This is a genomic window from Pseudonocardia hydrocarbonoxydans (assembly GCF_006539565.1).
Lineage (GTDB): Bacteria > Actinomycetota > Actinomycetes > Mycobacteriales > Pseudonocardiaceae > Pseudonocardia > Pseudonocardia hydrocarbonoxydans.
Genome location: NZ_BJNG01000041.1, coordinates 16,593 through 28,386, shown reverse-complemented (window position 1 = coordinate 28,386; position 11,794 = coordinate 16,593). Strand labels below are relative to the sequence as shown.

9 protein-coding genes are annotated in these 11,794 nt (G+C 76.5%); 3 read left to right on the top strand and 6 right to left on the bottom strand.

Annotation, left to right across the window (positions count from 1 at the left end):
* Window positions 1-3 precede the first annotated feature (3 nt).
* Window positions 4-3,252 (bottom strand): ATP-dependent helicase, encoded by a 3,249-nt coding sequence (locus PHY01_RS22340; protein ID WP_246086079.1) that lies wholly within the window; start codon window positions 3,250-3,252, stop codon window positions 4-6.
* 131 nt (window positions 3,253-3,383) lie between these two features.
* Between PHY01_RS22340 and PHY01_RS22335 the strand changes: the two genes are divergently transcribed.
* Window positions 3,384-4,136 carry an alpha/beta fold hydrolase gene (locus PHY01_RS22335; protein ID WP_141281543.1) on the top strand — a complete coding sequence of 251 codons (753 nt, stop codon included), beginning with the start codon at window positions 3,384-3,386 and terminating at the stop codon, window positions 4,134-4,136.
* Window positions 4,136-4,414, top strand: a complete 279-nt coding sequence (locus PHY01_RS22330; protein ID WP_141281615.1) for an MGMT family protein — start codon at window positions 4,136-4,138, stop codon at window positions 4,412-4,414. Before PHY01_RS22335 ends, PHY01_RS22330 begins: the two co-directional genes overlap by 1 nt.
* 149 nt (window positions 4,415-4,563) lie before the next feature.
* On the opposite strand, the gene PHY01_RS22325 is transcribed toward PHY01_RS22330, so the two are convergent.
* From PHY01_RS22325 to nirB, 4 genes are read right to left on the bottom strand one after another with little or no spacing between them, the layout of a single operon-like run.
* A complete protein-coding gene (locus PHY01_RS22325) occupies window positions 4,564-5,259 on the bottom strand; it encodes a sirohydrochlorin chelatase (protein ID WP_141281541.1) in 696 nt (231 codons plus the stop codon).
* Window positions 5,256-6,434, bottom strand: coding sequence for a uroporphyrinogen-III synthase (locus PHY01_RS22320; protein WP_218030284.1), 1,179 nt, complete (start codon window positions 6,432-6,434; stop codon window positions 5,256-5,258). Before PHY01_RS22320 ends, PHY01_RS22325 begins: the two co-directional genes overlap by 4 nt.
* A 5-nt stretch (window positions 6,435-6,439) precedes the next feature.
* Window positions 6,440-6,787, bottom strand: a complete 348-nt coding sequence (gene nirD, locus PHY01_RS22315; RefSeq protein ID WP_141281537.1) for a nitrite reductase small subunit NirD — start codon at window positions 6,785-6,787, stop codon at window positions 6,440-6,442.
* Window positions 6,784-9,294 carry a nitrite reductase large subunit NirB gene (gene nirB / locus PHY01_RS22310; RefSeq protein ID WP_141281535.1) on the bottom strand — a complete coding sequence of 837 codons (2,511 nt, stop codon included), beginning with the start codon at window positions 9,292-9,294 and terminating at the stop codon, window positions 6,784-6,786. Before nirB ends, nirD begins: the two co-directional genes overlap by 4 nt.
* A gap of 139 nt (window positions 9,295-9,433) precedes the next feature.
* On the opposite strand from nirB, the gene PHY01_RS22305 reads away from it, so the two are divergent.
* On the top strand, window positions 9,434-10,204 hold the full coding sequence (locus PHY01_RS22305) for an isocitrate lyase/PEP mutase family protein (RefSeq protein WP_246086078.1): 771 nt from the start codon (window positions 9,434-9,436) through the stop codon (window positions 10,202-10,204).
* Between the two features lie 77 nt (window positions 10,205-10,281).
* Here the strand turns inward: PHY01_RS22305 and PHY01_RS22300 are convergent, their stop codons facing one another.
* The gene (locus tag PHY01_RS22300; RefSeq protein WP_246086077.1) at window positions 10,282-11,664 is read right to left on the bottom strand and encodes a nitrate/nitrite transporter; all 1,383 of its coding nucleotides are present in this window, start codon (window positions 11,662-11,664) and stop codon (window positions 10,282-10,284) included.
* Window positions 11,665-11,794 lie beyond the last annotated feature (130 nt).

The following is an 11,794-nucleotide window of genomic DNA, read 5'->3' as shown; positions in this document are numbered from 1 at the left end:
CGGTCAGGCCTCCGTGACCGGGCGGCCGGCGCCGTGGGCGGGGCAGCTGGTGCGGACCGGGCAGCGGTCGCAGTCGGGCCCCAGGCGGGCGACGAACACCGAGCCCGACGACTGCCCGCCCGCGTCGCGGACCACCGCCCGCCAGTGCTCCACCGCGCCCTCGTCGAGCGGGGGCTGCACGGGCTCCTTGGCCTCGCCGCCGGACTTCCGGTCGGCCACGTAGACCAGGCGGGCGCCGCCCGGCCCGGCCGCGGCGTCGACGAGGTCGCCGAACGCGCCCAGCGCCGCCGCCAGCTGGTAGACCGCCAGCTGCGGGTGTTCGGCCGCCGCCCGCGCGCTCACCGCCGTCTTGCCCGTCTTGACGTCGACGACGACCGGGCGCCCCTGCGCGTCGACCTCCAGCCGGTCGACCCGGCCCTTGAGGCGCAGCCACGGGCCCGCGGTGCCGACCTCGACCTCGTCGGGTGGCAGGTCGAGCTGCACCGCATGCTCGACCGCGACCAGCCGCAGCCCCTCGGCGCGGCTGGAGCGCACCCACCCGTCGAACGCGGCCAGCATCGCGCGCACGCGGGTGAGCTCACGGCGGCCGAACCAGGGCGCACCCGCGTCGAGCCGGGCCCACGCCGACTGCAGCGCCGTCTCCAGCTCCCCCGCCTCCGTGCCCGCCGCCGCGGCCTGCACCAGCGCGTGCACCAGCGAGCCGGTGACCGCGGCCAGCGCCCCGCCGTCGCCCCCGCCGTGGCGCTCGAGCACCCAGCGCAGCGGGCAGCGCAGGATCTTCTCGACGTCCGACGGCGACACCGGCACGACCTCGCCGGGCTCGCGCAGCGGGGCCTGCGCCGAGAGCGGGGCCAGCCCGTACCAGTCGTCGGGGTGCGCCCCGGGCACACCGGCCTCGGCGAGCCGGGCCAGGCCCTGCGCGGCGCGCGCGTGCCGGGCGGGATCGGCGTCCGGGTCGCACACGGCCCGGCGCAGCTCCCCGACCAGCTCGGCGAGCACCAGCGAACGCCCCGGCCGGTGCACCGGCCGCTCCGACTTCTCCGCGGGCAGCGGGTCGAGCTCGTCGAGGAAGCGCGAGGGCTGCTCGTCCTCGCCCTGCACCCCGCTCACCAGCAGCGTGCTGCGGGCGCGGGTGCACGCGGAGTAGAACAGCCGCCGCTCCTCGGCCAGCAGCGGCGCCGTGCGCGACACCGTCTCCTGCGGCCCCGCGACCCCGGCGACGAGGTCGACCAGCCGCTCGTTGCCCAGCAGGCTCCCGCGCAGCCGCAGATCGGGCCAGGCCCCCTCCTGCACCCCGGGCACCGCGACGACGTCCCACTCGCGGCCCCGGGCGGCGTGGGCGGTGAGCAGGGCGACGGCCTCGCCCTGCGGGGCACGGGCGGCGAGGGTGTCGCCCGGGAGGTGCTGCTCGGTGAGGTACTCGGTGAACCCGACGACCCCCGCGCCGGGCAGCCGGTCGGCGTGCCGCGCCGCGGCGTCGAACAGGGCCAGGACGGCGTCGAGGTCGCGGTCGGCGGCGGCCCCCGCCGGGCCGCCCCGCGCGCTCGCCTCGCTCCAGCGCTGCCCGAGCCCGCAGCGCTGCCACACCCGCCAGAGCACCTCCTCTGCGCTCTCCCCCTCGCGCACGGCGTCGCCGGCCAGCGCCAGCAGCGCGCCGACCCGGCGCAGGGGGGCGGTCTCGTTCGGGGGGAGGGCGGCCAGCGGGTCGGGCCGGCCGCGGGCCGCGGCGCGCAGCGCGTCGACGAGGAGCGGGTCGGATCCCTCGTCGACCGTGGCGTCGGGACCACCGGCGTGCAGCCGCAGCAGGCCCCGGCGCAACCGGCGCATCCGCATCGGGTCGGCCGAGCCCAGCGGCGAGGTGAGCAGCGCGGTGGCGGCGTCGGCGTCGAGGTCCTCGGGGCGCGCGGCGTAGCGCAGCACCATCAGCAGCGGCACCACGGCGGGCTGGCGGGCGGTGGGCAGCTCGTCGGGCGGGGCCGCGATCGGGACGCCCGCCGCCAGCAGCGCGCGGCGCAGCGTGGGCAGCGAGCGGCGGGTGGACCGCGACAGCACCGCCATCCGCGACCAGGGCACGCCGTCGGTGAGGTGGGCGCGGCGCAGCCGGTCGGCCACCCAGCCCGCCTCCTGCGCGGCCGAGGCGAAGATCCGGACGTCGACGACGCCCGCCGCCGCGTCCTCCCCCGGTGGCCCGGTACGCCGGCGGCCGGGCCCCGCGCCGGGCAGCCGCGCCGCCAGCCGGGCCCCGGCCGCGCGGACGGCGGGGGCGCTGCGGTGGTCGGTGCCGAGGACGACGGTGTCGGCCTCGATCGCGGTCATCCCCGTGGGGTCGGCGCCGCGGAAGTTCAGGACCGCCTGGTCGGGGTCGCCCGCGAGCAGCACGGTGCGGGCGGTGGAGCCCAGTGCTCGCACCAGCTCCATCTGCTGGGGGTCGAGGTCCTGGGCGTCGTCGACGAGCAGGTGCTGCACGCGGTGCCGCTCGGCGGCCAGGAGTTCGGGGTCCGACGCCAGCGCGTCGAGGGCGGCGGAGACCAGCTCGGCGGCGTCGAGCGCGGGCGCGGTGGCCTGGGGTGCGCCCCGGCCCGCGGCCCCGCGCAGCAGAGTGACCTGCTCGTAGGTGCGGAAGAACCGCCCGGCCGCGCGCCACGCGGGCACGTCGTGCTCCTCGCCCAGCCCGGCCAGCTCGTCGGGGCCCAGGCCGCGCTCGGCGGCCCGCAGGATCAGCTCGCGCAGCTCCGCGGCGAACCCGGGCAGGCCCAGCGCCGGGTGCAGCCGGTCGGGCCAGCCCGACCCGGGGACCTCCTCGAACAGCTCACCGGCCAACAGGTCGCGCACCACGGCGTCCTGCTCGGCGCTCGCCAGCAGCCGCGGCGGCGGGTCGCCGTGCCGGGCGGCGTGCAGGCGCAGCACCCCGAAGGCGTAGGAGTGCACGGTGCGGACCAGCGGCTCGCGCAGCGTGCGGTCGCCGTCGCCCGGGTGCTCGGCCAGCCGCTCCCGGAACTCCCCCGCCGCCCGCCTGCTGCCGACCAGCAGCAACGTGCGCGCCGGGTCCTCGCCCGCCGCGACCCGCGCGGCCACCGCGGCGAGCAGGAGCGTCGTCTTGCCCGTGCCCGGCCCGCCGACGACCCGCAGCGGCCCGGCGGAGTGCGCGAGCACCCGCAGCGCGGCGTCGTCCCACTCCGGGGGGACGCCGCCCCGGCGCGGGGCCCGCACCAGGCCGGGCGCCACCCGGGCGGACGGCAGGGTTCGGGTCACGACGGGGATGCAACCACCCGACCCCGACAGTCCCGGCGCGGGGTGGCAGCACAGCCACGGTGCTGCCAGGAGCCGGCGGCAGAGTGGCTTTGCTGCCGTTCCCGTCGGACCGCACGTGCGAGGATCCCACCGTGAGCACGCTGCACCGGCACTCCTTCGGCGACGGCTCGCCCGTCCTGGCCCTGCACGGCGTCACCGGTCACGGGGAGCGCTGGCGGGTCCTCGCCGACGCGCTGCCCGGCCACCGCCTGATCGGCGTCGACCTGCGCGGCCACGGCCGGTCCCCGTGGACCCCGCCGTGGGGCCTGGAGCAGCACGTCGAGGACCTGCTCGCCGTCCTCGACGCCGAGGGCCTCGACCGCGTCCCGGTCATCGGCCACTCGTTCGGCGGCGCCATCGCCGTGCACCTCTCGCGCACCGCGCCCGAGCGCGTCGAGCGGCTCGTGCTGCTCGACCCCGCCATCGGCCTCGACGCCGCCGACATGCTGGAGACCGCGGAGGACACCCGCGCCGACGAGTCCTACCCCGACCTCGACGCCGCCCGCGCCGACCGCGCGCAGCGCTGGGAGGGCATCGCCGACGAGCTCGTCGAGGCCGAGCTGGCCGCGCACCTCGTCCCCGACGGCGACCGGCTGCGCTACCGCTACTCCCGGGCCGCGGTCGTCGCGGCGTGGGGCGAGATGGCCCGCCCGGCGGTCACACCGGTGGGCCCGACGCTGCTGGTCCCCGCCACGAAGGCCGAGTTCGTCGCCCCCGCCTGGGTCGACGCCTGCCGTGCGGCGCTCGGCGACGACCTCACCGTCGCCCCGGTCGACGCCGGGCACATGGTGTTCCTGGAGCGCACCGCCGAGGTCGCCGGGCTCGTCGGCGCGTTCCTGCGGTGATCGACGAGGCGGCGCTCGAGCGGGTCCGGGAGGTCGTGCGCGCCATCCCGGCGGGCGAGACGTCGAGCTACGGCGAGGTCGCCGCCCGTGCCGGGTTGCCCGGCCGCGCCCGGCTCGTCGGCCGGATCCTCGCCGAGGACGGCCACGACCTGCCCTGGCACCGGGTGCTGCGCGCCGACGGGACGTGCGCCCCGCAGGTCGCCCGGGAGCAGAGCGCGCGGCTGCGGGCCGAGGGCGTCCTGCTGGAGAACGGCCGCCTCCCCCGCCCCCACCGCTGACGCCCCCGCACCCCGCGCCCGCCCACCCCGCCCGCCCGCCCCGCCCCGCGTTGCAGTGGGGTGGCTTTACTGCCATCTCATTGGAGTGAAGCCACCCCACTGCAATGAGGGCGGGGCGTGCGCGGCGGGCGGGGCGGGTTGGGGGCGGGTTACGCCGTGCGCAGCCGCGCCGCCCCGTGGCCCAGTGCCGCCCGGTAGCGGTCCACGACCAGCTCGACGACGGCGTCGTGCGCCGCGATCGGGGCCCCGACGACGTCGGCGCCGCAGTCGTCGAGCGTGCGCTGGAACAGCCCCGGTGCGAGCAGCCAGGACGCCACCGCCACCCGCCGGGCACCGCCGGCGCGCAGCGCGGCGACCGCCTCGCCCACCCGCGGTCCGCCGGTGGCGATCGTGGCGAGGGTGACGGGCCGGCCCAGCGACCGCCCCAGCCTGCGGGCCGCGCGCTCGCCGTCGGCCTGCGCGAACGGGTCGCTCGACCCCGCGACGGCGAGCACGACCGCGTCGCCGTCGCGCAGGCCCGCGGTGCGCAGCCGGTCGGCCGCCGCGCCGACGAGGGCGGGATCGGGGCCGAACGTCCCGCCGATCCGCACGTCGGACCGCCCGGTGGCGCGGATCTGCGAGGGCACGTCGACGCGCACGTGGTAGCCCGCGGCCAGGAACATCGGGACGGCCACGCACGGCCCGGGCAGCGTGGCGAGCGCGTCGGCCGGGGTCGGCCGGCGCACGTCGACGTAGCAGGGCTCGACGCGCACGCCGAGGGCACGCCGGACCCGCCCGGCCACCTCCTCGGTGACGACGGCCCCGGCCGGGTCGCGGGTGCCGTGGGCGACGAGCAGCAGGTTCACGCGCCGTCCCCGTGCACGCAGTGCCCGCCGAGCACGGTGCCGCCCGCCGGGTCGAGCGCGAGCCGGTAGCCCCGCTTGACGACGGTCTGCACCAGCTTCGGCTCGCCGAGCGCGGACCGCAGCCGCGCCATCGCGGTCTCCACGGCGTGCTCGTCGTCGCCGCCGCCGGGCAGCGCGCGGAGCAGGTCGGCGCGGGCCACCACGCGTCCCGGACGGCGGGCGAGGCTGCGCAGCAGCGCCATCCCGGCGGGCGGTACCGCCCGCAGCCGCCCGTCGACGAGCACGGCGTGCCCGCGCAGCTCGACGCGGTGACCGGCGACGGGGAGCCGCCGGGCGCGGTCGGGCATCTCGGCCTCCAGCGTGCGCACCATCGCGCCCAGGCGGGAGCGCTGCGGCTGCACCGTCGGGACGTCCACGGCCTCCAGCGGCGCCGCGGTGACCGGCCCGACGCACAGCGCCAGCACCGGCCCGCGCAGGGCGGCGAGCAGGCCGTCGCGCACGCCGCGCTCGGCGGCGCGGGCGAGCAGGCTGGCCGCGGCGGGGGCGCTGGTGAAGGCGAGCGCGTCGACGGAGCCGCCGAGCACGGCGTCGAGCAGCCGGTCGAGCGGGCCGAGGTCGGCGGGCGGCAGCCACCGGTACACCGGCACCTGGACGACCGACGCGCCCGCGATCTCCAGCGCCTCGACGACGTCGGGCAGCGGCTCGCCGTGCAGCTGCACCGCGATCCGCCTGCCCTCCAGCGGCCCCGCGAGCAGGTACTCCAGCACCTCGGCCGAGGACTCCGAGGGCGGTGACCACGCGTCGACCAGCCCGGAGGCCCGGATCGCGCCGCGGGCCTTCGGGCCGCGGGCGAGCAGCACCCCGGACCCCAGTGCGGCCAGCAGGTCCTCGCCGAGCCCCCACCCGTCGGCGGCCTCGACCCAGCCGCGGTAGCCGATGCCGGTGGTGGCGACGGTGATGTCGGGCGGGTGCGCGATGAGGTCGCGGGTGGCGGCCTGCAGGTCGGTGTCGTCGGCGACGGGGACGATCCGCAGCGCGGGCCCGTGCAGCACGCTGGCCCCGCGGCGTTCCAGCATCGTGCCCAGCTCCTCGGCCCGGCGCGCGGCGGTGACACCGACGGTGAAGCCGGCCAGCGGCGGGACGTCGGCGAACGGAGCAGCGGTGGTGGTCGGCACGGCGGCTACCACGGTAGCCCGACGTCCAGGTGCCCGTACCGGATCCGCACCGGGTAGGTGGGCAGCGACACGTCCGCGTCGTCGAGGCACCGCCCGTCGAGGAGGCCGAACACCTGCTTGTAGACCGGCGACGCGACGGTCGGCACACCGCCCCGGTCGCCGACGATCCCGCGCGAGATCACCGCGGCCCCGGAGAACGGGTCGACGTTGCCCACGGCACGCACCGAGCCGTCGTGCAGCCGGAAGATCGCCACCTGGACGTCGCCGACCAGCGCCGCGACCCCCCGCTCCGGCAGCAGCCGCCCGAGCGGGCAGACCGTCGTCCAGTGGACGGACGTCTCCACCGCGGTCATGCCCCCACCCCCGGCATCCCCAGCGCGACCGGCACCGGCTGCCCGCGTTCCTCCCGGGTCCGCACCAGCGGGTCGGGCGTGTCGGGGGCGTTGACAAAGCTGACGAAGCGGCTCAGCTTCTCCTCGTCCTCCAGCACCCCGCGCCACTCGTCGGCGTAGCTGCCCACGTGGGCCTCCATGGCGGCCTCCAGGTCGGCGCCGATGCCGAGCGAGTCCTCGACGACGACCGCGCGCAGGTGGTCGAGCCCGCCCTCGAGCGACTCGATCCACGGGGCGGTGCGCTGCAGCCGGTCGGCGGTGCGGACGTAGAACATGAGGTAGCGGTCGAGGTAGCGGACCAGCGTCTCGGTGTCGAGGTCGGACGCCAGCAGCTCGGCGTGGCGCGGGGTGAACCCGCCGTTGCCGCCCACGTAGAGGTTCCAGCCCTCCTCGGTGGCGATGATCCCGAAGTCCTTGCTGCGCGCCTCCGCGCACTCGCGCGCGCACCCCGACACCCCGGACTTGAGCTTGTGCGGCGCCCGCAGCCCCCGGTAGCGCAGCTCCAGCGCCACCGCGAGCCCCACGGAGTCCTGCACGCCGTAGCGGCACCAGGTCGTCCCGACGCAGGACTTCACCGTGCGCAACGACTTGCCGTAGGCGTGCCCGGACTCGAACCCGGCGTCGACGAGGCGGCGCCAGATCGCGGGCAGCTGCTCGACGCGGGCGCCGAACATGTCGATCCGCTGCCCCCCGGTGATCTTGGTGTAGAGCCCGAAGTCGCGGGCCACCTCGCCGATGACGATGAGCCCCTCGGGCGTGACCTCGCCGCCCGCCAGCCGCGGCACCACCGAGTAGGTGCCGTTGCGCTGCAGGTTGGCCAGGAAGTGGTCGTTGGTGTCCTGCAGGGCGGCCTGCTCGCCGTCGTGCACGTGGCCCGCCCCCTGCGACGCCAGGATCGAGGCCACGGCGGGCTTGCAGATGTCGCAGCCCCGCCCCCGGCCGAAGCGCGACACCAGCTCGGAGAACGTCCGGATCCCCGTGCCCGCCACGATCTCGAACAGCTCGGCCCGGGACTGCCCGAAGTGCTCGCACAGCGCCGTCGAGACCTGCACGCCGGAGTCGATCAGCAGCTTCTTCAGCAGCGGCACGCACGACCCGCAGCTGGTGCCGGCCCTCGTGCACGCCTTGAGCGCCGGCACCGTGTCGGCCCCGTCCGCGATCGCCTGCCCGATCGCGCCCTTGGTGACGGCGTTGCAGGAGCAGATCTGCGCGGAGTCCGGCAGGGCGTCGGCCCCCAGCTCGACCCCGCCGGGCGCGATCAGCGCCACCGGGTCGGCGGGCAGCGGCGAGCCGACGAGCGGGCGCAGCGCGGCGTAGCGCGACGCGTCGCCGACGAGCACCCCGCCGAGCAGCGTGCGCGCGTCGTCGGAGATCACCAGCTTGGCGTAGGTCCCGGCCACCGGGTCGTTGACGACGACCTCCAGCGCGCCCGGGGTGGTGGCCTGGGCGTCGCCGAAGCTGGCCACGTCGACGCCGAGCATCTTGAGCCGGGTCGACATGTCCAGCTCCGCGGGCGTCATCGTCGCCCGCCCGCCGAGCAGCCGGTCGGCCACGACCTCGGCCATCGCGTAGCCCGGGGCGACCAGCCCGTAGGTGCGGCCCTGCAGCGCCGCCACCTCGCCGATCGCCCACACGTGCTCGTCGGAGGTCCGGCAGCGGTCGTCGACGAACACCCCGCCGCGCTCCCCCGTCACCAGCCCGGCCGCGCGGGCCAGGGCGTCGGCGGGACGGATGCCCGCGGAGAAGACGACGACGTCGGCGTCGAGCTCGACGCCGTCGGAGAGGGTCGCGACGAGCCGGTCGCGGTCGCGCACGATGCCCTCGACCGAGACCCCGCACCGGACGGCGAGCCCTGCGTGTGATCCCGATGGGGACTCGACGAGCCGCCGCAGCAGGGCCCCGCCGCCCTCGTCGACCTGCACCGGCATCAGCCGCGGCGCGATCTCGACGACCTGCGGCGAGAGCCCGAGCGAGCGCAGCGCCCGCGCGGCCTCCAGCCCGAGCAGCCCCCCGCCGACGACGACCGCCGAGCGCCTGCCGGGCCCGGGCCGGGCCACGGCGTCCGCGGCGGCGGCCTTGATCGCGTCGAGGTCGTCGAGGGTGCGGTAGACGAAGCAGCCCGGCAGGTCGCGCCCCGGCACCGGCGGCACGAACGGTACCGAGCCGGTGGCGAGCACGAGCGCGTCGTAGGGCAGCACGCGTCCGCCCTCGGTGGTCACGCGGCGGGCGTCGCGGTCGATCGCCACGGCCGGGTCGCCCAGGTGCAGGTCCACGGCGAGCCCCGGCAGCGTCAGGTCCTCGGCACTGACCCCGTCCACGTAGGACGACAGCGCGACCCGGTCGTAGGCGGGCCGCGCCTCCTCCCCCAGCACGGTGACGTGCCACGCCCCGGTGGAGTCGCGGTCGCACAGGGCCTGGACGAGCCGGTGCCCGACCATCCCGTTGCCGATGACGACGAGTTCCCTCATGTCGGGGACGGTAGGTACCGGCCGTTACGGACGTGCGGCCCCGAATGACGCCGCGGTTACGCCCACCGCACATCGGCGGGTGGGGGCGGTGAGCGCCGCGACACCGGCGGCCCGGCGCGTCCCACGTAGCCTGCGCAGCGTGACCCTCTCCGAGAAGGCCGCCCAGCTGCGGCGCCTGCACACCGATCCCGAGGTCCTCGTCGTCGTCAACGTCTGGGACGCGATCACCGCCAGGGTCGTCGCCGACCAGGGCAGCAAGGCCCTCGCCACCGCCAGCCACTCCATCGCCGCGACGCTGGGCTACCCCGACGGGGAGCAGATCCCCCGCGACCTGATGATCGACATGGTGGGCCGCATCGCCGCCGCCGTCGACATCCCGGTGAGCGCCGACCTGGAGAGCGGCTACGGCGACGCGGGTGAGACCGTGCGCCGCGCGATCGGCGTCGGCATCGTCGGGGCCAACCTCGAGGACCGCATGCAGCCGCTGGCCGACTCCGTCGCCGCCGTCGCCGCCGCGGTGAAGGCGGGCGAGGCCGAGGGCGTCGACTTCGTCCTCAACGCCCGCACCGACGCCTTCCTCAAGGCGGGCGACCGCGACCGGGCCGACGTGCTGGCGGACGCGATCGAGCGCGGCCGCGCGTTCGTCGACGCGGGCGCGGCGTGCGTGTTCGTGCCGGGCAAGCTCGACGAGCCGACGGTCGTCGCGCTCGTCGAGGGCATCGGCGAGCGGAAGGTCAGCGTGATCAACGTGCCCGGCTCGCTGCCGCAGGCGCGGCTGGCCGAGCTCGGCGTCGCGCGCATCTCGTTCGGCCCGTGGACGCAGCGCTCCGCGCTGACCCACCTGGCCGACCTGACGAAGGACCTCCTCGCGGGCGGGGCGCTGCCCGAGGGCACGCGGCCGCTCAACTGAACGGCGCCGGCCGGGTTCACGCAGAGTGAGATTCTCACGCTGCGTGAACCCGGCCGGAAATGTGCTCCTGTGAACGCTCAGACGCCCGCGTAGGCCGCCCGGGGCGCGGTGGCGTCGGCCGGGGCGGGCCGCAGGTACACCACGTAGGTGACGACGGCGCACACCACGTAGAACGCAAGGAACGACCAGTAGGCCGTGTCGCCGGTCTGCGTCGTCAGGAACGACTGGCGGAACGCCAGGTTGATGAACAGCCCGCCCAGCGCCCCGACCGCGCCCGCGATGCCGATGACCGCGCCGGAGATCCGCCGGGCCCGCAGCATCGCCGCGGCCTCGTCGCCGCCCGCGGCGACGGCCACCCTCGCCTGCCCGCGGAAGATCGCCGGGATCATCTTGTACGTCGAGCCGTTGCCCAGCCCGGTGAGCACGAACAGCAGCACGAAACCGGCGGTGAACAGGCCCAGCGAGTCGATCGCCGAGGCCCCGATGATGACCGCGGTGGCCGCCACCATCGCGAGGAAGTTCCAGAAGGTGACGCGGGCGCCACCGAGCCGGTCGGCCAGCGTGCCCCCGACCGGTCGGATCAGCGAGCCCAGCAGCGGGCCGATGAACGTGACGGCCGCGGCCTCCAGCGGGGTGCGTCCGAACTGGTTCTGCAGGACGAGCCCGAACGCGAAGCTGTAGCCGATGAACGAGCCGAAGGTGCCGATGTAGAGGAACGACATCACCCAGGTCTGGCCCTCCTGGATCGACTCCCGGAAGGCGCCGGTGTCGTTGCGCACCGAGGTCAGGTTGTCCATCTTCACCGCGGCCAGCACGGCGGCGAGCAGGATCAGCGGGATGTAGACGCCGAGCAGGACGCGCGGCGCCGCGGTGCCCGCCGTCGCGATGATCAGCAGGCCGATCAGCTGGATGACCGGGACGCCGATGTTGCCGCCCCCGGCGTTGAGGCCCAGCGCCCAGCCCTTCTTCCGCTCCGGGTAGAAGGTGTTGATGTTGGCCATCGACGAGGCGAAGTTGCCGCCGCCGAGCCCGCCGACCGCCGCGACCGCGATGAACACCCAGTACGGGGTGCCCGGCTGCATGACGATCGCCGCCAGGATCGTGGGGACCAGCAGCAGCAGCGCGGACACGACGGTCCAGTTGCGCCCGCCGAAGCGCGCCACCGCGAACGTGTAGGGCAGCCGCAGGATCGCCCCGACCAGCGTCGGCACGGCGACCAGGAAGAACTTGCCCGCCGCGTCGATGCCGTACTCGGGGCCCATGAACAGCACCAGCACCGACCACATCGTCCAGATCGAGAACCCGATGTGCTCGGACAGGATCGAGAACCACAGGTTGCGGCGCGCGATCTTCGCACCGGTGCGCTCCCAGAACACGGTGTCCTCCGGGTCCCAGTGGTCGATCCAGCGCCCGGCCAGCGGCGATCGTGCCTGGGGCAACTCCTGGTCGGTGGTGGTCACCGGGTCCTCTTTCCGTCGTCGGCCTCGTCGACGGCGACGCTAGGCAGACCCCGTTACGGACGGGTCCGGTCCAGGTGTCACGCGCGTCAACCCACGCTCACCGCGACGGGCGGCGGGTGTGAGGGGCCGG

Bases quoted from the DNA above. Each gene is read 5' to 3' on its own strand.
- nirD (WP_141281537.1), bottom strand. From the start codon at position 6,787: ATGACCGCGGTGGAGACGTCCGTCCACTGGACGACGGTCTGCCCGCTC.
- nirB (WP_141281535.1), bottom strand. From the start codon at position 9,294: ATGAGGGAACTCGTCGTCATCGGCAACGGGATGGTCGGGCACCGGCTC.